Source organism: Providencia sp. Je.9.19 (assembly GCF_051129765.1).
In the GTDB taxonomy this organism is placed as follows: Bacteria; Pseudomonadota; Gammaproteobacteria; order Enterobacterales; family Enterobacteriaceae; genus Providencia.
The window spans coordinates 569572-591807 of the sequence record NZ_JBCPSS010000001.1 but is presented as its reverse complement, the minus strand read 5'-3'; the positions used below and the strand labels follow the sequence as shown (position 1 = coordinate 591807).

General features: G+C 35.6%; 16 protein-coding genes. 6 read left to right on the top strand and 10 right to left on the bottom strand.

Going from position 1 to position 22236, the window contains the following annotated elements; translation table 11 throughout:
• Positions 1-5: 5 nt before the first annotated feature.
• Complete coding sequence (pntA, locus tag AAZR93_RS02840) at positions 6-1535, bottom strand: Re/Si-specific NAD(P)(+) transhydrogenase subunit alpha (RefSeq protein ID WP_434718911.1); 1530 nt, start codon at positions 1533-1535, stop codon at positions 6-8.
• Between the two features lie 383 nt (positions 1536-1918).
• On the opposite strand from pntA, the gene ydgH reads away from it, so the two are divergent.
• Entirely contained in the window at positions 1919-2869 is a 951-nt protein-coding gene (ydgH, locus tag AAZR93_RS02835; protein ID WP_434718910.1) for a DUF1471 family protein YdgH, read from the top strand.
• A 426-nt stretch (positions 2870-3295) separates the two neighbouring features.
• Positions 3296-4636: a basic amino acid/polyamine antiporter gene (locus tag AAZR93_RS02830; protein ID WP_434719624.1), complete on the top strand. Its 1341-nt coding sequence runs from the start codon at positions 3296-3298 to the stop codon at positions 4634-4636.
• Between the two features lie 275 nt (positions 4637-4911).
• On the opposite strand, the gene hrpA is transcribed toward AAZR93_RS02830, so the two are convergent.
• On the bottom strand, positions 4912-8811 hold the full coding sequence (hrpA, locus tag AAZR93_RS02825) for an ATP-dependent RNA helicase HrpA (protein ID WP_434718909.1): 3900 nt from the start codon (positions 8809-8811) through the stop codon (positions 4912-4914).
• Between the two features lie 332 nt (positions 8812-9143).
• Here hrpA and AAZR93_RS02820 point away from each other — a divergent pair, with 332 nt between their 5' ends.
• Entirely contained in the window at positions 9144-9524 is a 381-nt protein-coding gene (locus tag AAZR93_RS02820) for an NAD(P)H-dependent oxidoreductase (RefSeq protein WP_434719623.1), read from the top strand.
• A 39-nt stretch (positions 9525-9563) separates the two neighbouring features.
• Here AAZR93_RS02820 and AAZR93_RS02815 read toward each other — a convergent pair whose 3' ends face one another.
• Genes AAZR93_RS02815 through AAZR93_RS02805 form a run of 3 tightly spaced genes read right to left on the bottom strand, consistent with a single transcriptional unit; the run spans position 9564 to position 12701 of the window.
• Positions 9564-9893, bottom strand: a complete 330-nt coding sequence (locus tag AAZR93_RS02815; RefSeq protein ID WP_434718908.1) for a YdbL family protein — start codon at positions 9891-9893, stop codon at positions 9564-9566.
• Positions 9890-10063 carry a YnbE family lipoprotein gene (locus AAZR93_RS02810; protein WP_434719622.1) on the bottom strand — a complete coding sequence of 58 codons (174 nt, stop codon included), beginning with the start codon at positions 10061-10063 and terminating at the stop codon, positions 9890-9892. The genes AAZR93_RS02815 and AAZR93_RS02810 overlap by 4 nt, the downstream gene beginning before the upstream one ends.
• A gap of 49 nt (positions 10064-10112) precedes the next feature.
• Entirely contained in the window at positions 10113-12701 is a 2589-nt protein-coding gene (locus AAZR93_RS02805; protein ID WP_434718907.1) for a YdbH family protein, read from the bottom strand.
• A 241-nt stretch (positions 12702-12942) separates the two neighbouring features.
• Here AAZR93_RS02805 and AAZR93_RS02800 point away from each other — a divergent pair, with 241 nt between their 5' ends.
• Together AAZR93_RS02800 and AAZR93_RS02795 are read left to right on the top strand one after the other, a co-directional pair.
• Entirely contained in the window at positions 12943-13944 is a 1002-nt protein-coding gene (locus AAZR93_RS02800; protein ID WP_294103526.1) for a 2-hydroxyacid dehydrogenase, read from the top strand.
• 2 nt (positions 13945-13946) lie between these two features.
• Complete coding sequence (locus tag AAZR93_RS02795; protein WP_434718906.1) at positions 13947-14384, top strand: META domain-containing protein; 438 nt, start codon at positions 13947-13949, stop codon at positions 14382-14384.
• A 92-nt stretch (positions 14385-14476) separates the two neighbouring features.
• Here AAZR93_RS02795 and grxB read toward each other — a convergent pair whose 3' ends face one another.
• On the bottom strand, positions 14477-15115 hold the full coding sequence (gene grxB, locus AAZR93_RS02790; protein WP_434719621.1) for a glutaredoxin 2: 639 nt from the start codon (positions 15113-15115) through the stop codon (positions 14477-14479).
• 668 nt (positions 15116-15783) lie between these two features.
• Between grxB and AAZR93_RS02785 the strand changes: the two genes are divergently transcribed.
• Entirely contained in the window at positions 15784-16095 is a 312-nt protein-coding gene (locus tag AAZR93_RS02785) for a helix-turn-helix domain-containing protein (RefSeq protein ID WP_434718905.1), read from the top strand.
• Positions 16096-16362: 267 nt separating this feature from the next.
• Here AAZR93_RS02785 and AAZR93_RS02780 read toward each other — a convergent pair whose 3' ends face one another.
• From AAZR93_RS02780 to AAZR93_RS02765, 4 genes are all read right to left on the bottom strand, one after another.
• On the bottom strand, positions 16363-17355 hold the full coding sequence (locus AAZR93_RS02780) for a fimbrial protein (protein WP_434718904.1): 993 nt from the start codon (positions 17353-17355) through the stop codon (positions 16363-16365).
• Positions 17346-19829 carry a fimbria/pilus outer membrane usher protein gene (locus tag AAZR93_RS02775; RefSeq protein WP_434718903.1) on the bottom strand — a complete coding sequence of 828 codons (2484 nt, stop codon included), beginning with the start codon at positions 19827-19829 and terminating at the stop codon, positions 17346-17348. The genes AAZR93_RS02780 and AAZR93_RS02775 overlap by 10 nt, the downstream gene beginning before the upstream one ends.
• A gap of 9 nt (positions 19830-19838) precedes the next feature.
• Complete coding sequence (locus tag AAZR93_RS02770; protein WP_434718902.1) at positions 19839-20540, bottom strand: fimbrial biogenesis chaperone; 702 nt, start codon at positions 20538-20540, stop codon at positions 19839-19841.
• A gap of 101 nt (positions 20541-20641) precedes the next feature.
• The gene (locus tag AAZR93_RS02765) at positions 20642-21241 is read right to left on the bottom strand and encodes a fimbrial protein (RefSeq protein ID WP_294103514.1); all 600 of its coding nucleotides are present in this window, start codon (positions 21239-21241) and stop codon (positions 20642-20644) included.
• Positions 21242-22236: the final 995 nt, after the last annotated feature.

Here is a 22236-nt window from a genome sequence, read left to right as displayed (position 1 = left end):
ACCCCTTACCCTTTACGAAACATTTTTAACATACGGTGAGTAACTGTAAATCCACCGAAAATGTTGATACTTGCGATCAATATAGCAACAAAGGATAAGAAACTTACCCAACCACCACTACCAATCTGTAAAACTGCACCAACAACAATAATTCCTGAAATCGCATTAGTGACAGACATTAATGGTGTATGCAGAGCATGAGTGACGTTCCAAACTACGTAATAACCCACAACACACGCAAGTGCAAAAACAGTAAAGTGAGATAGAAACTCGTTTGGCGCCGAATTTGCAAACCAACCAAATAAAATAATAGCCAGTGCCATCAAGCTATATTTAGCCGCTGGAGACATTTTTTTCTCGGGAGCTTTGACGCGTTCTATTGCTTTAGATTTGACTTGTGGCTGTGCAGAAACTTGAATTGGTGGTGCTGGCCAAGTAATTTCACCTTGTTTAATCACAGTAACACCACGAATGACTAAATCATCAAAATCAATGACAATTTCACCATCTTTCTCTTTGCATAGCAGCTTCATCAAATTAACAAGGTTAGTACCATATAATTGAGAAGACTGAGTTGGTAAACGGCTTGGTAAATCAGTGTAGCCGATAATTTTCACGCCATTATCAGTGACAACGAGTTTATCTGCTTGCGTCAGTTCGCAGTTACCTCCAGTTTGAGCCGCCAAATCAACAATGACGCTCCCCGGTTTCATCGACTCAACCATTTCTTTAGTAATAAGCTTAGGTGCTGGTCTGCCAGGAATTAACGCAGTAGTTACAATAATATCAACATCTTTGGCCTGCGCAGCAAACAATGCCATTTCAGCTTTAATAAACGCTTCTGACATGACTTTGGCATAACCGTCACCACTGCCCGCTTCTTCCTTGAAATCAAGTTCAAGAAATTCAGCGCCCATACTTTGTACTTGTTCTTTTACTTCCGGACGAGTATCAAATGCGCGAACTATTGCGCCTAAGCTACCCGCAGCACCGACAGCTGCTAAACCTGCTACACCTGCACCAATCACCATGACTTTTGCTGGTGGCACTTTACCGGCGGCTGTAATTTGTCCAGTAAAAAAGCGGCCAAATTCATGTGCGGCTTCAACTATTGCCCGATAACCTGCAATATTTGCCATTGAGCTTAATGCATCAAGTGACTGCGCACGTGAGATACGAGGCACCGCATCCATTGCCATAACAGTAATATTGCGTGTTTTTAACGCTTCCATTAGTTCAGCATTTTGAGCTGGCCAAATAAAGCTTACCAACGTCGAACCTTCCTTAAATAAAGGAATTTCATCATCTAGTGGCGCATTCACTTTAAAAACGATATCCGCTGCAAATGCAGCATCACGATCAACTATTTCTGCACCAACAGCCTCATATGCTGCATCATCAAAACTGGCCAAATGTCCCGCGTTTTTCTCTACACAAACAGAAAAACCCAACTTTAAAAGTTGAGTCACTGTTGAAGGTGTAGCAGCAACACGCGCTTCATTGGCAAGTCGTTCTCTTGGTATACCAATACGCATAATGTTCCCTTTTATAGCCTAAAGTAATGTTGTATGTAGGGTGTTTGCAAAAAAAATGACCATTTTCTTGGAAAAGTCCTATTTTCTGCATAAAACAGTTTTAAAATGTGCTAATAACCTACTGAAAATAACGTTATTGATCCATAATTGATCACGATTATTAAACAGTAAATGGAATTCGCAGTGAAAATCTTAGTTTTAGGTCAATAAAACACTGGATACTTTGAAATAACTGGTAAATTTGACTAGTCAATCATTATTTATTTCTCATAAAAAGAAAATCATGAGACAACAAGAACAGTTACGTGTAATAATCATGGACATGTGGTACAAATAAGATTCAGCACGTTTATAATAAATTGCGCAAGGCGGAAGGATTTTGTATGAAGCTGAAAACTACGGTCATCGCAGCCGCGGTGTTATCATTATCTAGTATTACTGCTAGTCAGGCAGCTGTTGAGTTAACGCCAAAACAGGCCGAAGAATTAAAACCTTATGAGCGTATAACGGTCACTGGACGCTTTAATGCTATTTATGAAGCATCTGACGCGGTCTCCCGTAGGGCTGATAAAATGGGGGCGTATGCCTTTTACATTCAAAGCCTTGATGATATAGGTGATAGTGGCAACATGCGTGTTGTTGCTGACGTTTTTGCAAAAGACGCACCTAAATTTGAAGAATCAAATCGCCGTGTATTCGGTGGTGTTGAAGAAATGTCAAAAACCGATGCTGCTCAGTATGAACCTTTTGATACTGTCAGTGTAAGCGGTTTTTACCCTTCTCAACCTGACCTCTATGAAGCAATCGCTAAGAAAGCTAAAGAGAAAGATGCAGCATCATTCTACGTCGTTCGTAATATTGCGATGAATGATGGTGGTAACACATTAGCAACTGCTTATATATACAAAAAAGATGCACCTAAGCGCCAAGTTCAATTAGATGAAGCAGTTATTCCTGCGGACTCTGATGCAGGCCGTGCGTTACTTGCTGAAGGTGGCGAAGCTGCTAAGAAAGTACGTATTCCAGGTGTTGCATCTTCTGAAGAACCGACAGTTGCTGTTGGCCGTTTCTTTGAGACATCAAGTAGCCAACCGGGCCGCACAAGTGTAACCCTACCAAACGGCTATGTTATCGAAGAAATCAACAAAACTGCGGCGGCACAAATGGTGCCATACGATTCAATTACTTTCTCAGGTTATTACACCAATACACCAGAAGTACGTTATCAAATTGCAAAACGTGCTGAAGCTAAAGGTGCTAAATATTTCCATATAACAAGAGAATGGCAGTCTAATGGTGGCAGCGTTACCATTAGCGCGGATTTATTCAAATAATAAATCAATAACCTATAAAAAACCAGTTTATAAAAACTGGTTTTTTTTTACCTTCTAATTCCATATACAATAACCCCCGCTATTTTCTTACACTACCCACTCTTTAGCGCTTGTATTTATTAATCTCATGCTATCAATTCAATGACTTAGCTAACAAATTTAATCTAAATTAATATTACAACGTTAATATGCATAAAATAGCTAATTAACTGCATATTTTTCCATTGCATCTCAACCATTTCATTCGTAGAATCCACTCTTAATTTTTGATAGTCAATTTAACTGCCATTTTAAGGCAGAATAGATTAATTACTCATAACAATGATTATTTTAACGTCATTTTAACTTTTGATTGCAGAACAACCAGGATATACATTGAAAAATACATTAAGCCTCACTGCCCTAACCGCTTTAGTGCTTAGCTCTATGGTAGGCGCAGGTGTATTTAGTCTTCCACAAAATATGGCTGAAGTGGCCAGTCCAATGGCACTGATTATTGGATGGTGCATTACCGGTGTTGGTATCCTTTTTTTAGCCTTTTCATTGTTATTATTATCAAGAATCCGACCTGATTTAGATGGTGGGATATTTACTTATGCAAAAGTTGGATTTGGTGAATTTGTTGGCTTTTGTTCCGCTTGGGGTTATTGGCTATGCGCTGTCGTCGCCAATGTTTCCTATTTAGTGATTGTTTTTGCTGCAATAAGCTTTTTTACTGATACTCCTGATAATATTATTTTTGGTGATGGTAATACATGGCAGGCCTTAATTGGTGAATCTATTCTACTCTGGTTTGTTCATTATTTAGTCTTACAAGGTGTACAAACTGCTGCTGGTATTAATAAATTAGCAACAATGGCGAAGCTGGTTCCACTTGGATTATTCATTGTTCTTGCTTTCATCGCGTTCAAATTAGATATTTTTAATGCCGATTTTAGTGGTATTGAGCTTGGTGTCCCTGTTTGGCAACAAGTTAAAGACACTATGCTAATTACCTTATGGGTATTTATTGGTATTGAAGGCGCAGTAGTCGTTTCAGCTAGAGCTAGAAATCGTCGTGATGTTGGTTTAGCCACGGTATTTGCAGTCTGTTCTGCATTAATAATCTATATTTTAGTCACGTTACTATCGTTAGGCTTAATGTCTCAGGCTGAACTTGCTGATATTAAAAACCCGTCAATGGCAACATTAATGGTAAATTTAATTGGTACAAGTGGCAATATTATCATCGCCGCAGGACTCATCATCTCTGTCTGTGGCGCCTATTTAAGTTGGACTATAATGGCCGCAGAGGTTCCATACATCGCCGCACAGTATAAGTCATTTCCAAAAATATTTAATAAACTTAACGCTAATGATGCACCATCATCATCACTATGGTTAACCAATAGCGCGGTACAGCTTTCTTTAGTATTAATCTGGCTTAGTGGTAGCAATTACAACACGTTGCTTACTATTGCTTCTGAGATGATATTAGTACCTTATTTTTTAGTAGGTGCATTTTTAATGAAGGTTGCCTTTGAGCGTCACAATAAGCCATTATTAGCGGTAGGCTTAGTCGCCAGTGTTTATGGTTTATGGTTATTATATGCTTCCGGCTTAATCAATTTGCTGTTATCTGTTGTGCTATACGCCCCTGGTATTTTAGTTTTCTTGTATGCACGCTCCCAGCAAACAGCAAAATCACCATTAAAATTAGTTGAGAAAGTTGCCGCTTTTGCCATAGCAATTACTTCAATACCAGCACTTTATTATTTAATGGCTTAATAAGCCTATGTGGATATGCACTAAATTTGATTAAATTTAGTGCTCTTTTACTTATTCCTCCGCCCTATTCCATCTGCTTTATTTAACAACTTACCTCTTTTTTCATGTTTAGCTTTTTGATATTAAAAGCAACTCAGATGCTTATTTATCTCTATGAACGCCAATAGTATGTTGTAACTAAAAATTCTTAATTGATAGTAATGTTATAAAAAAGGCCCCTACCTTTATAAAAGATAGGGGCCTGATATTTAAAATAACACTACTTACACAACAAATTATAATCGTTGTGCGATGCTTTCCATCGTCTGGATAATTCGCTTGTCTGAGATGGGATATGGAGTGCCTAATTGTTGTGCGAATAAGCTTACTCTCAGCTCTTCTATCATCCAACGAACCTCCAATACTTCAGGTAACATTTTTTGTACTGGAGTCAATTTTGACAGCCATTGTTGATGCATATTTTGCACATGCTCAACTCGGCTCATTTGAGCTCGATCTCTATTTGGGTCAATAGCCAATTTTTCCAATCGACGTTCAATGCCATTTAAATAGCGCAGAACATCAGGTAAGCGTTTCCAGCCATGAGCCGTTACAAATCCTTTGAAAGCTAACCCTGACATTTGTGCTTTTAGGTCAGATAAAGCCAATGCCATAGATAAATCGACACGCCCTTTTAATCGTTTGTTGATTGCAAATACAGTCGTCAAAATTTGCTCAACTTGCTTTGCGATATTAACCACAACATCATTTAGTTCTGCACGGGCAAGCTCTTTTAAGTGCTCAAATTGTTCTTCATTCCAAACGGCCCCACCATGATTTGCAATCAACTGGTCGATACCACAAGCAATGCAATCATCAATTAACTCTAGAACTTTGCCATAAGGATTAAAGTAAAGACCAAGTTTAGATTTATTTGGTAGTTTTTCATGTAAATATTTAATTGGTGATGGAATATTAAGTAATAATAATCTGCGTACACCTGCCCACATAGCTTGCTGCTGTTCAAATTCCGTTTCAAATACACGAATACCAACACTACTTTTTTCATCAACTAGTGCAGGATAAGCTTTAACTGAATATCCACCTCGTTTTTGTTCATAACGTTGAGGTAATTCACCAAAACTCCAAATATGTAAACCACTTTGCTCAATACCATCATCGACAACTTCAGAAAGAGTTTCTTGCACTTTTTCTTTCAAACTACTTTTTAGCGCATCAAGATCATACCCTTCTGCGATTGTTTTATTTTTATCGCCAATAACACGATAAGTCATTTTCAAATGTACAGGCAGTTGGTCTAATTGCCATGATGCCCGATCGACAGTTACACCAGTCATTCGACGTAATTCACGCTCTAGTTTATCCAGCACGCTTCCTTCAGGTGCAGGCACTCGCTCCAAAAATGCAGATGCATAGTTCGGCGCTGGAACAAAATTTCGCCTAATTGGTTTTGGTAGTGACTTAATCAGTGCAATAATCAGCTCCTCTCGTAATCCCGGGACCTGCCAATCAAAACCAATATTTTGTACCTGATTTAATACCGCCAATGGAATATGAACAGTGACGCCATCCGCATCAGTTCCCGGCTCAAATTGATAACTCAGACGGAATTTTAAATCACCTTGATACCAGTAATTTGGGTAATCGAGTGCTGATACATTCGCCGCATCCTCTTTAATGAGCATATTTTTTTCAAAACTAAGCAGGTCAGGCTTTTCTTTTGATGCTGATTTCCACCAATTATCAAAATGTCGTGATGAAATAACATCATTCGGTATACGTTGATCATAAAAAGCAAATAGTGTTTCATCATCAACTAAGATATCTCGACGTCTTGATTTATGTTCTAAATCTTCAATTTCTGATAATAGCTTTAGGTTTTCCTTAAAAAAGGCATGACGAGTAGCCCAATCACCTTCCACTAACGCATGTCGAATAAATAATTCGCGACATAACAAAGGGTCAATATTACCAAAATTAACCTGACGAGCCGCAACAATAGCCAAACCGTATAAAGTAACCTTTTCAGAGGCCATTACTGCACCCTCAGATTTAGACCAATGCGGCTCACTGTAATTATGCTTAGTTAAATGTTCTGCTAACGGTTCAATCCATTCAGGGTCGATCGATGCTGCGATACGGCCCCAAAGTTTTGATGTTTCAACCAATTCAGCCACCATTGCCCACTTAGGTGGTTTTTTGAATAAACCGGAGCCTGGAAAGATAGTAAAACGTGCATTTCTTGCGCCGGTAAACTCAGGTTTATCCGCATCTTTTTGCCCAATATGGGACAATAAACCCGCCAGCAAAGAAACATGCACACTCCGAAAATCAGCTTCTATGCTATTAATCGCAAAGCCTTGTTCTTTCACGACTTGTCTAAGTTGAGTATATAAATCTTGCCATTCTCGAATACGAAGGTAATTGATAAAGTCTTGGCGGCACATTTTTCTAAATTGAGCATTTGAAAGTTCTTTTTGTTGATCTTTCAAATAATCCCACAAGTTTAAAAACGCAAGAAAATCAGACTGTTTATCATGAAAACGACGATGTTTTTCATCGGATGCCTGTTGCTTATCAAGCGGCCTTTCTCGCGGATCTTGAATAGATAGCGCCGCAACAATCACCATAGTTTCACGCACTGCACCATGTTTTCTTGCTTCAATCACCATTCTAGCAAGTCGAGGATCCACTGGAAGCTGCGCTAACTGACGACCTATTTCTGTAAGTTGATAACCACGACTGACATCTTGGTGAGATTTAACAGCCCCTAATTCTTCTAATAGTTTTACACCATCTTGAATATTACGTTTATCTGGTGCCTCAACAAATGGAAACCCAGCAATGTCACCTAACCCAATGGAGGTCATTTGCAAGATAACAGAAGCTAAATTAGTTCTTAAAATTTCGGGATCTGTAAATTCAGTTCGTGATAAAAAATCTTCTTCGGAATATAAACGAATACAAATACCATCAGATACACGGCCACAACGCCCTTTCCGTTGATTTGCAGATGCTTGTGATATTGCTTCTACAGGTAATCGTTGTACTTTAGTTCGATAACTATAACGACTTATTCTTGCATACCCGGTATCAATCACATATTTGATACCGGGTACTGTTAAAGATGTTTCAGCAACGTTTGTGGCCAAAATAATTCGACGGCCGCCATGAGGATTGAAAATCCGATTTTGCTCGCTATTTGAAAGTCTCGCAAACAAAGGTAAAACCTCTGTATGACGAAGCTGTAATTTAGCAAGTGCATCAGCAGTATCACGAATTTCACGCTCACCACTCATAAAAATCAAAATGTCACCCGGTCCTTCAAGCGTAAGTTCATTGACGGCATCAACAATTCCATCAATTTGATCACGCTCGCTATCGTTATCATCCCCCATAATAGGACGATAACGAACCTCTACCGGATAAGTACGACCAGAGACCTCAATAATAGGCGCACTATTAAAGTGACGAGAGAAACGTTCAGGATCAATAGTTGCAGAGGTAATAATAATTTTTAAATCAGGTCTTTTAGGTAATAATTGACGCAAATATCCTAATATAAAATCAATATTCAAACTTCTTTCATGAGCTTCATCGATAATAATAGTATCGTATTGCAGGAGTAATTTATCATTTTGTAGCTCTGCCAACAAAATACCATCAGTCATCAATTTGACTTGAGTATTCTCACCAACATGATCACTAAAGCGAACCTTATAACCTACATTTGTTCCGATTTCACACTCTAGCTCTTGGGCTAAACGTGCAGCAACCGATCGAGCTGCCAAACGTCGTGGTTGTGTGTGACCAATAAACCCTTGAATTCCACGTCCTAATTCAAGACAAATTTTAGGAATTTGCGTCGTTTTACCTGAACCTGTCTCGCCCGCAATAATAACAACTTGGTGCTGTTTAATTGCTTCAAGGATGGCTTGTTTTTTCTGACTTACAGGTAGATTTTCAGGATAAACAATTTTTGGCGGATTTAACCGTTTCATACTAATTTTTTGTTTTGCCGTTTCAATCTCCGTTTTTATTACTTCAAGAACGGCCTGACGTGATTTTTCATCGTGTATTTTTGTCACACCGCGGAGTCGTTTATTCAAAAACCACTGGTCACGCAATGAAGTTTGTCCAATATCAGCTTCTAATGCTGTCAGAATGGATTTCACTTTTAAATCCTTATTTTTTATATGTTTATATACTATATGATGGTGATTAATTACCCATAATGCGGCATCATTCATTTTTTGGTTATGATTTTAGTTATCGCATATACACACCATCAATTTTCTTAAAATTTATAATCTAATTTTCATTTATCAATCAATTGCGTCTCGCGCCAATCGTTAACCACGCAATATCAATCAGTTTTGAGAAAATAAATGAGCAAAATATTATCATTGAAGTCAGGTACCCTGTCAGATACTTCACATTATAAACTAATAAAATGACAGATTATTTTATTCAACAATGGCAGGGAAAAAATCCAACTGATAAATGAATTGTTCGGAGTGTAATCAACAATCTGCTCCCAACACTCGATAGCAAAATACTAGCAGCTTTTACCTCTAGTGGCACGCTCACGAAGCAACAACAAGCACAATTGGATCTGTCAAATCAATTAATTGAAGAAATTAAGCAAAATAACATCATTATCATTGTGGCACCGATATACAATTTTACTATTTCTTTTCACTTAAAACACTATTTTGATTTTATCGCCGGGTTCGGCCATACATTTAAATATACTGAACAAGGTGCTATTGGCTTAAAAAGCAAACATGTTTATATTTTTACTAGCCGTGATGAGATCTATAAAGATATATTTGCCAACCAAGCATACATTCAGGCTCAAAAATATATTAATTGCCTAGTACCTTAAAATAGAAGAATCGAATCAATATAGCCTAAAGTACCTTTGTTATTTTTTCTTCAACCATTGCCCATTAATACCTCGTACATATTCCCCCTGACTTGCGCGGTCGACTAGTTTCTGGCCCGCGATTTTAGCGACATCTTTAGTTTTAAGGTTATTTTTTGATGCTATTTCACTGTACTTGATTTCACGTTCACGGTTAATTTTATTGACTAATTGATCTGCATCTCTATTACTTTCGTTAACTACTGCTAAGTAACCTGACAATGTTTCACCAATAACACCTTGCTCTTTCGCTATATCGACCGTCAGTGAAAATGCAGAAAATGAGATAACTGAAATACATAGTGCAATGGCTTTAATAAAATTGATCATTTTACGTCGACCTCGCCAAATAACTCACTGTTTTCTTTAAGTAATTCCTCAACCTGTCTATCTGCTTTAATTTGAATTTCATGTTCAATTTTGACATTCATATTAATGTTGATCGGCTTTTCTGGTGTCGCGACCTCAACTCTAATACAAGATGACAATAACATTGCCATTATAAATACTACGCTTATTTTGAGTATTTTCACTTTACCTATTCATCCTTTATAAGTTTTTTTCTAGCCATTCTTCTAAACTGCTGCCAAAACGTAAACTACGCCACAATTGAAATATGTTTTCTTCTTGCTGATAATTTAAATGCACTTCACGTTTTTTCTTTTCTTGAGAATTAAATCCCTCTAAGATTGTTTTCATTGTTAATAATCCTAGATTAGTCACATTTACATCAGTTCGGCTACGTTGTATCTCCAAATATTGTAACCAGCTAATTGCCGATCCCGCAGAGATATTATCTTTTTTAATTGACTCAACAAATTGAGTATCAAGACGTAAAGTCAATGACCCATTATTTTCCATCCAACCACCTTTAACAATCCATTCAGGATTATTAAGATAAAATGGTAATTCTCCATTAACTTTTCCTGATACTGCAAATTGTGAAACCTTTAGTATGGTAAATAACTGGCTTAGTTCAATTTGGTGTAATTTAATAATGGCAGCATCATGTTGTGGCCAACGAAGTAAATCGAGATTTACCTCACCACCTAACATTTTAAAACCAACATTGCTTAATTCTAGCGGTTTAATCTCTGATGGAGGATAAGTTCCCATCAAATCTGCGGTTATATCGCTTAACTCAAATAAATTAGTAAGTTGTTTAATTCGTAATTTAACTGACGATTTTTCACCTAATGTCCAAGTACTATTTTTTAGTCTCCACGGCAAAACAAAATCTAAACCATTTAGTTCACCATCTTTTAACCACATACTTGTATTTTCGACTCGCCAATGCCCACCAGCAATAAAACCATCATTTGGTGTCATAGAAAAAGCAGCTTGCGAAAATAACTTACCTCGACGCAATTCAATACCTAAATCTTCAGGTATAAGCGTTTGAAATGCAGTCACTGATTGCTCTGGCCAACGAGCCTCTCCTCTTAAGCGCTCACCATCCCAACGACCAAAGATAATAATAGGTCCGACTTCTTTCGTACTCAAATCACCTTTTAATTGAAAGTTTGCTGGAGACTTACCTTTAATAGCAGCACTAACTGTTATTTTTGGTAAATAGCTATACTCACCAAATTGCATTTTATTGCTAGTAAGTTGTAATGAACCATTAAAATTAGCTTTATTCTCATCACGTTGCCATTGCAAAGGCTTTGTGAGTATCAATCTCGGTGAGCTCATCGCTAAAAGCCCGTATTTAATTTGGTCAAATCCTGTAGTCAAACTGTTAAGCGTTAATAAAGTACCCTGCCAACTACCTCTCCCTTTAATATCCCATTGTGCATCTAGAGAAGGCAATTTTGCATTTCCCCAATAATTCCAAAACCATTTACCATTATCAGGTGTGAATTTATTTGCATTGCCATCGAGATGAATAGCAAAGGCTCCCCAGTATTGTTCTTTAATTTTCAATATGGCTTGAAGCCGTCCAGAAATACCTTCTGCTCCCAAAGATGTTCCTGCTAAAGGTAAACGAGCCTCTTGTAATACAAGAGTTGGAGACACTCTTCCGTAAGCTCTTAATAATGAACTCGGCAAAAAAGTCACTGCCGGTGAGATTAATTGCCCGGTAAGTCGAGCTGGCAAATTAATATCTAAAACCATATCATCATATTTAACTTGCCCATTTAAACTGAAGGTGATATCGGTATTTAATAAATTAAATTGGCTAGGAGGAAGCGTTAAAACAAGATTAGCTTTACCTTTTTTGGCCTGCGTTAGCATATTTAATCGCCCCGAAATAACCATGTTGCTCAATGAATTATTCCAGTTGTCAATTTGTAATGTTATCCCACCCTGAATGGGTATTCCTGCATCCTGCCATTGCCATATCCCTTGGGTAATATTTAAACTCTCCGCTGACAGGGACCATGGTAGATGAAGTAATTCCTTAGCATTATCTACATCAACTAAGGTCAATATACCTTCGTTATGTTGCCATTGTAGTTTGGCCTGAAAAAATTTCTCAATCCCTGTTAACCTAAATTGCGTTTCAAGCACACCATTTTCGGGCATTTGATCTGTCATTAAAGGAAGTTGCAGATCGCCAGCCAATTCTATTTTTTGTTTTTGATCAGGTAACAATATCGCAAAATCATTAATGATTAATTGATGATTTTCAGTAATTGATGATGTAAGCGTTAAGTTTTCTCCACGGTATTGAACTTTCAATGGCAATTTTTCATTTTTATATAGCCAAAGGCTTCCTTGATAATTCGACCATGGTTGAATATTTACATTATCAATAACGAGTGAAAACAAGGGGATACTGTCTATTAATTCAATAATATTAATGGGAGTAACAGCTTCATTATTATCAATATTTGATTCATTAGGACAATTTAGAGAGACATTTAAATTGTTTATTTTTGCATGCAAAGGAAACAGTGATAATCGAACATTGTTAAGTTCAACCCAATGACAATTGCCCGAATTAAGTGTTACTTGCTCAATGAAAAGTTGCTTATTATTAAGTCTAGGCTCAGTCAATGACAAACTTACTGATGGTGGTAAAAAATATGCCGCTACAATAGGAGTCCAACGTGCAATATTTATCCACAATAAAACCAAGAGCGTAATGCTACCTATAAATGCCCAAAGTAGAATTTTAAGTGCCCTTTTCATTTACTGCTTCCTTGTTTTGTCTGTACACAACTATTGTTAGCCGATATCTCTTATACTATTTTCACATTAAATCGCAATTTATGAAACCTGAGTAATAATCAAAAGTAAACAGAGGCTTGTTTTGTTAATTTGTTGATGCTTTACACCACTAATTGTCTTATCCTGATCTCATTCTTTGTAGGTGCTCTTTTTCACCTATTATTTATTTTTTTGGTTCCTGAAAATTTGTGGAGTCTCTTTGATGAAAATCGTTTCTTATAGTACCAAACAGTATGATCGTAAGCATATGGAGCAAGTCAATCAACAATCAGAGTTTAATTTTAGTATTGAATACTTTGATTTTCCATTAACTGTACAAACTGCAAAGAATGCTGTTGGTGCTGATGCCATTTGTATTTTTGTTAATGATGAAGCTAATCGTGCTGTTTTAGAAGAGCTGGCAGCACTTAATATTCGTATATTAGCTTTACGTTGTGCGGGATTTAATAATGTTGATTTAACTGCCGCTGAAGAATTGGGCATCCAAGTTGTTCGCGTTCCTGCATATTCTCCTGAGTCTGTCGCAGAACATGCAGTCGGAATGATGCTTTGCCTCAATCGTCGTATTCACAGGGCATATCAACGTACCCGCGATGCCAATTTCTCCCTAGAAGGTTTAACTGGCTTTAATATGCATAACCGTACCGCTGGTATTATTGGTACAGGTAAAATAGGACAAGCAACCTTAAGGATCTTAAAAGGTTTCGGCATGCGTTTACTCGCACATGACCCATACCCTAATCAAGCAGTATTAGATCTTGGGGCTGAATACGTTGATTTGAATACTTTATATGCACAATCAGATATTATTTCGCTTCATTGCCCTTTAACACCTGAAAATCATCATTTATTAGATGAAATTGCATTTCACAAAATGAAAAAAGGTGTGATGATCATTAATACAAGTCGTGGCGCACTTATTGATTCAGTCGCAGCAATTAATGCACTTAAATCACAAATAATAGGTTCACTCGGGATGGATGTTTATGAAAATGAACGAGACCTATTTTTTGAAGATAAATCAAATGATGTTATACAAGATGATATATTCCGCCGTCTTTCGTCCTGCCACAATGTGTTATTCACAGGACACCAAGCATTCCTAACTGAAGAAGCATTAACAAGTATTAGTCTTACGACTCTAAATAATATTCGCCAGATTAGTCTTGGTGAAACTTGCCCAAATGTTGTTAAAGCTGAGTAATAATGAAACGTTTAATTCCGCTAACATTATTTGGCTTACTATTGACGGCTTGTCAGACACCAAAAGTAAATGCAGGCAACGATAACCAAACATTAGTACAAAAATTAGTTCATCATAATTTTGTGCTAACTAAGGTAAATGGCAAAACGATACGTTATAAACAAACTCTTCCATCAATATCATTTGGAGAGAATATGTTCACATCTGCGACAATGTGCAATGAATTTAATGGAATAGCCAGTATCACCGACTCTAAAATACTAGTCACTAGTATAAGTAAAACAGAGCTCGAATGTGTAGATGAAGATTTATCAAAATTAGATATTCTCATTAATAAGATGTTAACCAAAGGCGCTACTGTAACATATTCACATAATCAGTTAGTTCTTACTCAAGGCCCATACAGCCTAGTCTACATGTTACGTGATTACATCAATTAGTATCAATTAGTATCAATTAGTATCAATTAGTATCAATTAGTATCAATTTAGAATTAAACTCGCAGCCAAAAATTAGCTGCGAGTTTAATATTCTATTTTGCTTGTTCAAAAAGCAAATTAACACCTGTAGCTTTAGCTACCCGCACCATATAATTATTGACATTAGTACTAAATGATAATTCATCTACAATGCTTAAACTCCGTAATATTGGAAATATAATAAAATCATTAAGATCAAAATTATCGTTACGATTTTCTAACCATATATCAAGCAATTGCATTTGTGGTTCTAATTCAATCAACAAGGTGTGAGTTTCTTTATATAATACCGTTAAATCACCATAAGACTTAGTAACTCGGGTAAGGTATGCTTTTTTTGCTTCAGCTGTACTCACCTCAGGAAAATCAGTTTCAACAAAACGAGGTGTGACCAACTTAGATACTGTCTTTGATACGGCTTTGAACCAAGCATCAATCTCCGCAGAGACTTCTCCCCCTGCATATCTGGGTTCATTTAACTTATCGATATAATGGACAATGTCCATACTTTCAGGTAAATAACTACCATCTTCTTTTTGTAAAATAGGTAACATTTTACGACCAATCATTCGAGTTGGCGTATCTATATCACTATCTAATAGAACAATTTCCTCAACTGCTATTTTTTTTAAACCGAAAATCATTCTCGCGCGTACACAAAATGGGCAATGGTCATAAATATATAGTTTCATCATAGGCCTCACCAGCTAATCAATAAAATACCTCTTCAAAATTATAGTATACATCAAGTTCTTTATGTTAAATTTGCAATCAACACATAAAATTAATAATGACCGAATGAATGTCAAAATTCGATTAGAATTGTAGAGTATGTTATATTTTAAAAAATAAACATATTAAACCTGATAGCGCCATATTAATTTACATCAATTTAATATAAATTTAATTTGAAATGTCACGGGCCTACAATTACCAATAATTGCTTATTAATTAATGCATTAGCATTTCCGTAACTTAATCAACAAAAAACATTATTTTATTTAACACTTATATTTAAGATTACAAAATATTAAATACTCTTATTTAGAGTTAAAGTTAGGTTCCAATTTGGAACAAATAATAGCGTCAGGTTATTTGTAGATAAGGATCTATATCAAATCATTTAGTTACGTAATTTTAACTATAATTAATTTTATTTTCATTAAGTAAATGATACCACATTAATTGCAGTGTTATTTCCAGTTAGAACATTAAAATTTCCACATAAAACATATAAATATTTATCATAATTATGGGTAATAAAACTTTTAAATTAGATTGTTTTTTAATATACTATAGCTAGCACAATTTATTAAAAATCACAGACAATAATAATCCTTCTAAAAATTGAGGATGTCATATGGACATTCATAGTATTATCGGTATTAAAATAAAAAATCGGAGAAAAGAATTAGGTTTATCTGGTGCAGATTTAGCTAATAAATTAAGGTTGAGCCAACAACAAATATCCCGTTATGAAAATGGTATCAATAAAATCCCTATTAATCATCTAATAGATATTGCTGATGTTTTAAAATGTCCAATTGAATGGTTCTTTCAAGACTATAAAAATGAACTTCTTTATAATAAAAATAAAGATTTTAACGAAATAGATCAAGGGTTTGAGTATGTAGCTGAAAGCGTGATTATTACGTCTAAAAATTACTCTTAAACACATTACACAATCACTTCAATTTATCAAAAACAAAAAACATAGCATTAAAAATGCTACGTTATCTTTGATTTTATAAAATGCTGTGATTGTGAACCTCACTAAAATCATCAAGCATAAATTAAATAAAAATAGAAACAATGAAACATTTATTGTTTCTATTTAAATTTGGTTTAAACACCCTTATATCAAATTAACTCATTATAAATTCATAAATCATTTTCAGTAAGAATACGCATTAAAAAATAGTTACGTATAATAGATTAGCTAATCATACGTAATATCAAAAACCATTTTAGACTTAACTTCCCCTGATGAAATTGTTGACCCGTATTGATAGTATCGAGCAATATATTTTAAATCTATATTTTGTGTTTGCTTATCAACTAACCTTCCTATTATATATTCAGAATTAAACGATAATGGTTTTTTATTTCCGCGCTCTAAAACTTGTATACCTACGCCATTAGCAGCACTTGACGCTGCTTGATTTACCAACACACCCTGTGTGCTGCTAATACCAACTGGATTTTCACCATTAAACGTCATCTTTACATTTGCAAAACCGGATACACTCACCCCACCACTACACCTTAATGTAATATCAAAGTTTCGCTCTCCAGCTGTCGTTCCTCTACCTTTCAATTCTGAACGCTTAATCGGATCAAGAAATACATTTTTATCTGTACCACCTTCAACTTGACAAGATGGTGAAACAATTGTGATAGCTTCGGCATTTAATTTAGTGACCAACCATGGATTATTATTAGGTATATAACCGTAAGAAGTATAGTTTCCACTCGCTATCGTACCGGAACCTGTTATAGGCGCAGTTTTTATCAATGTCAGTATGAAAACAGAGCCCGCCAAATAATAATTTGTAGATGAAGGTGTATAAAAAACATCCGGATAGGTCATTCGAACAGCACCTTCTCGATGAAATTTCATTCCGATACCCGCAACGTTAGTTTGATAGACTTTATTACCAAGCGGAGCTAAATTCGGCATTATTACTTGCGCAGTAATCGCTGTTCTTGCATCACAATATCCATAAGTAACATTTGAGTTTTCACTCATAGTCCATCGCTGTTCTGCAATAGTATCTCCTACCTGAAGATTAGGATTAACCACAACCCTGCCCATGCGCATATCAAGCTCATAAGTTTTTGCATTGGAACGATTACAGGCAGCAGAAGCGTAGCTAGCAGTAAAGAGTAAACCAATGCCAACATACCAGCGCCATTGAGTTGTTATTGACATAGAATTTCCTTACTGTTTCCTGCAACTAAAGAGAATGAGCACTGGCCATTATCCCATTTAATGATGGCCTCTTTTGCATTTTCATTATTAATAAACACAGTGCCACCTTGCCCAACAATACCGATAGACTCGCCTTGTTTATCAGTCACATTTGCACCAAATGGCAAAGCTTTATTTCCGAGTCTAATCACATTAAATGGCGTATTTTTTTCAATCTTAGTCTCAAATTTAACTTTTACGACACTTCCTTCATAAGGAACCACTTGACTAGATGTATTTTCAAATACAATGTCTTCAGGACTATTTTTTGGGTCAAGCTCAATATTATTAATACGGTATGGTCGAACATAAGGTGCGATAGCATAACCATTACGATCAATTTGTGCCCCAGGTGCACCTACTATCGATGCCCCCTCAGCACCTTTTGCTTCAATTAATGCTAAGGTCGTTGAACTGTTAGGTGTCAGAGTTACACCTCCTGAATGCACAATAACGGACCCATTTGCACCAAGACCAAATTGGCGATACCCCTGTCCTTGACTATAGTTTGCATTGGTACTAACTGATGAAGTTCGGTAGCCGGTATTAATCCCTACATTTTTTTCACCGCCATTAGCAACTGATGTATTTACGCCATATGTCCAGTTATTATCTCGATCAAACGCACCACTCGCTCCAATTTGACTTGTTCCAAATTTTTCATTATTAAAAGTCGTATTCGATGTAATCGTTGTACTTTGACTTTCTCCAAAATAGAGTGGGTAACTTAAATTCAACGCTATACGGTCATCTTTCTTATTATTAGTATTTTCCGCATAAACTCTCATGAGTGAAATACCATAAGAGAGACGATTGAAATTATTGTTATAACTAAGTTGGTATTGCTTTTCGGTACCGGATTTATCCCAATAAGTCGAAACACGCCCCGTAAAATATACGCCACCAAAACCGTCAGGTAATGTTTGGTTCAAGGTATAGCTGAAACCATTTTTTTCGCGTCCTAACGTGTTCTCTATTCCCCGCTTATCATTGTCGATCGCATACAGTGCATTACTAACGCTATAATAATCTTCTGTAGAATAACGGTATGCCGCAAGCACTACGTTGGTATCAGTTTGAGTAAAAAGACGACTGAAGGTAAAACGATAACTTTGTCCAGTTTCAGTTCTATACTTAAATGCTGTACGTGACTGAGTTAAGTCAATAGCAACAGCACCAATACCTGTATTAATACCTGTACCCACTAAATAAGCTTGGTAATCATCAAATCCGGTAACTCCCCCATAAAGGGTAAAGGTATTATTTAAGCCATGCTGAATAGTACCTTGCAAAATGAGAGGTCGATTTCTTAAACCATCCGCATCCGCTTTACCACTCGACACTTGATATCGGGTATAGCCAGGACGCAATAACTGAGCTAACGATGAATAAGGAACGCTAAAAATAGTTTCACTTCCATCAGCTTCTTTAACTGTCACGTTTAAATCATTACCATAACCGGATGGATATACGTCAGTTAAATTAAATGGCCCTGGAGGCACTGATGTTTGATATATAATGGAGCCATTTTGTTTAACAGTCACCAAAGCATTACTTTGTGCAATTCCTCTGATTTCTGGTGCATAAGTTGTCATTCCATCAGGGTACATATTATCGTCAGTGGCTAGCTTCGCACCACGCAAACTAATGCTATCAAAAAGGTCACCATCAGTATAAAACTGTCCCACAGTCGCTTTAGACTTTAATGATGCCATTGGTTTTTGTAGATAAGTCTGGTTACTATTCCAATTTGTTCCATCATGACGTTGCCAACTAAGATTCCCCATATGCTTAAGTAACCAACCGTCGAAACTTAATCCTGCATTTAATCCAATATAAGCACTTGCATCATTAGTACCTTGAGAACCACTGGTATGATTATCATAATAGTTAGCCATGTAGCCAAGGTTTAGTGCTGGAATACCTGTTTCCCAAAATTGGTTAGAAACATAGCCACGAGAAATTCTTTGTTCATAAATTTGTGGAACTGAAATATCTAAACGTAATGTTGATGAATGAAAAACACTACTAATATCTTTCTCGTTATTCCATTGGCTTAAGGGTAAACAATCTTTGCTATCTTGGGCTATTTTAGGGTTTAATTTTTCTGCACTAATCCCAAAATCAGAGAGCATTGCAGGTGTATAACATATTCCTAGCTCGCCTGTTTCTGTCTGTTCAAAATTAAGATCATAACGCCCCTTCCAATTATTATTGGTGTAAACATCTACAGAATATTTACCAGGACTAATACCTGAGGTATTAAAACGTTTTAAATCAATATCTTCTTTGCTACCAATAATAAAGCCACTATTAAATTCGTAGGTTGTATCTTCTTCACCCCAAGCAGGAAAAGTAGAGGCTATACATACAGTGACAAAACAGGTCACCGAGAGTGTATTGCTATATTTATTTATTAACTCTCGTTGTTTCATTATATATTCCTATCTTACGGTGGTTTTCACCGCAATATCTGATCCATAATCATTAATATTATTAATAATGATGTTACTGCCAGGTTTTAGTGTTTGTTTTAACATCACTATGGATTGACTTTTAGGTTCTACTAAAATAGTTTTTTCATTCAGACTTGTTTTACCGTCAGTAGAAATTTTTGTAATAGTAATAAAGTACGGCGAAGGATTGTCTATAATAATATTATTACCGTTTGCTTTAATTATTAGTTGCTCAGGTGCTAATTCGCGACTACTTAAACCAATCGGACGATAGAAAAACTTAAAACGAGAACGTATTGCTAATTGCAATACATTTTGATTTTCCTGAGCTTTATTCTTTTCCATGGGCGGAATATCTAAAATATTTAACCACCACAGACTTTCTCTATCTTGAGGTATACTCGCTTTATCCATTAGCTTAATTCGCAGTGTTTGCCCGCCCTTAGCCTCTACACGCGAAATAGGTGGTGTAATTTGAAAAGGTGTTTTTATTGTATCCGGTGTTTCGGACGCATCCCCAGTATCAAGCCAAGCTTGGGCAACAGCAGGACGATCAGCTGTATTACTTAGTTGCACAGTAATTTCTTTTTCATTTCCAGGATAAATAAACCTAGTACCATTAACAATAATATTACTAGCAAATAAGTTTATACTGAAAAATAAGCAAAATATAAATACTAACGCTTTCATTTTTACCTCAGGATAAAAGCGGCAGATTCTCCACCGCTTCTTAATATCATGCTTATTAATTAATATTAAAATTCAAATATTAATTAAAGATATTCTTTTTGTTATTGGTAAGTAATTTCATAAGTTGCATAACTTTGAACTTCACCTGTAGTAACAGTTTTAGGTGTAGAAGTTGCGTAACCTACGTAATATTGAAAACGAGCACCGTTTGCAACTTTAGTTGTATCGCCTGTCGCTTTTTCTTGCCCAGCTTCACCAGGAATAATTTTCTTACCTAAATTAGTTTCGTCATTCACAGAAAGTACTAATTGAATATTTTTAGCACCTGTCGTTTCTGTATTAGCTAAATAACCTAATGATTTACCCGCGCCACTTTGCAGTAAATTACCACCAGTCCAAGTAACACCTAATTTATCACCGGTCACTGCAGTCGTTGCCGCAGAACAGTCCGTAACATCAATCACAAATGATTTAGGTTTTAAATAGGTATCTGGTGCCGCTGCATTGACCTCTGTTAGTGAAACTGGCGCTAAGTAAACGCTTGCATCACTGCCTTGGCCATCTACAGAAACAGAGCAAGAAACATCAGTTACTTTACCATGAAAATTAACTTGACCACCGCCAACATTAGTACTCGCCGCATTAGCTGTAGATAGACCGATGAATGCAGTTGCAACTGTAGTTAATAATACTTTATTCATTTTTATGTCCTATTATGAGGGTTTTCTTTTTTGTATTTAAAGACTTATTAAGCGTTAGTTTTATTTAGTAGAAAATGAAAAAACAGGAAACTTGCCGCATAAAAATACAGCGGAAATATCCATATTTTATTTTTAAACTAATTGCTTTAATGCTGTTGTTTAAATGCAGCTGCATTAAGGCAAATAAATATATTTCTTAAATAGTCTTATTTCGAATTTATAATCATAGCTCTGTATGATTTCGAAAAGAGGATACATAAAAACTTAAATTTAATTAAATCGTTTTTATCATCACTTATGAATTATTTGATAGGCACAAGCTATTAGACTTTAGTTATCAATTGAAAATAGCGATAGATTTATTTGGCTCAATTACTCTCATTCGAGAATTTAAATAGAACTTTATAGCTATTTTAGCAGGTTAATTAAATTAATATGCAGAATAAATGAATTATGTAGATTTAAATAAAATGAAAACAATCAATAAATAGACCTAAAATGATGAAAAAAAATACATAGAGATAATTTTAGTATTAAATTTATAACTATATTTATCATTATACGAATACTTAAAAAACCAAAAGCATTAATTTAACTAATGATTTGTCGATTTAAAAAAAATAACACAGAACGATAAAATAAAAAATTATATCTCGAATTATCGTTCTTGATATAAATTTAACTCAAAATGAGAGTAAAATTACTTTTTAATACTAAGAGCATGCTTTTTTCATTAAAAAAGAACGATAGTCTCATTTTGTCGAGATAATATTCTATTTTATTTAAAATAAAAAAATATACGTAGATTTAATCTAGAATAGCGTAAAGAAAAAAACATTAAATCCACAACTTAATTCTCTTGCCATATTAAAATACATTTAAATATACATCTCAACTAGATAGTCTTTTTCTGTACCTATGTTAGCAAAAGTTATCTTTTTTTAATTAAAATACAGAATATGTCTACATTTTGTTAAAAATACAAATCATTAAGT

Coding starts and splice junctions, on each gene's coding strand:
- pntA (WP_434718911.1), bottom strand. CDS start 1,535: ATGCGTATTGGTATACCAAGAGAACGACTTGCCAATGAAGCGCGTGTT.
- ydgH (WP_434718910.1), top strand. CDS start 1,919: ATGAAGCTGAAAACTACGGTCATCGCAGCCGCGGTGTTATCATTATCT.
- AAZR93_RS02830 (WP_434719624.1), top strand. CDS start 3,296: ATGGTAGGCGCAGGTGTATTTAGTCTTCCACAAAATATGGCTGAAGTG.
- AAZR93_RS02815 (WP_434718908.1), bottom strand. CDS start 9,893: ATGATCAATTTTATTAAAGCCATTGCACTATGTATTTCAGTTATCTCA.
- AAZR93_RS02810 (WP_434719622.1), bottom strand. CDS start 10,063: ATGGCAATGTTATTGTCATCTTGTATTAGAGTTGAGGTCGCGACACCA.
- AAZR93_RS02805 (WP_434718907.1), bottom strand. CDS start 12,701: ATGAAAAGGGCACTTAAAATTCTACTTTGGGCATTTATAGGTAGCATT.
- AAZR93_RS02800 (WP_294103526.1), top strand. CDS start 12,943: ATGAAAATCGTTTCTTATAGTACCAAACAGTATGATCGTAAGCATATG.
- AAZR93_RS02795 (WP_434718906.1), top strand. CDS start 13,947: ATGAAACGTTTAATTCCGCTAACATTATTTGGCTTACTATTGACGGCT.
- grxB (WP_434719621.1), bottom strand. CDS start 15,115: ATGAAACTATATATTTATGACCATTGCCCATTTTGTGTACGCGCGAGA.
- AAZR93_RS02785 (WP_434718905.1), top strand. CDS start 15,784: ATGGACATTCATAGTATTATCGGTATTAAAATAAAAAATCGGAGAAAA.
- AAZR93_RS02780 (WP_434718904.1), bottom strand. CDS start 17,355: ATGTCAATAACAACTCAATGGCGCTGGTATGTTGGCATTGGTTTACTC.
- AAZR93_RS02775 (WP_434718903.1), bottom strand. CDS start 19,829: ATGAAACAACGAGAGTTAATAAATAAATATAGCAATACACTCTCGGTG.
- AAZR93_RS02770 (WP_434718902.1), bottom strand. CDS start 20,540: ATGAAAGCGTTAGTATTTATATTTTGCTTATTTTTCAGTATAAACTTA.
- AAZR93_RS02765 (WP_294103514.1), bottom strand. CDS start 21,241: ATGAATAAAGTATTATTAACTACAGTTGCAACTGCATTCATCGGTCTA.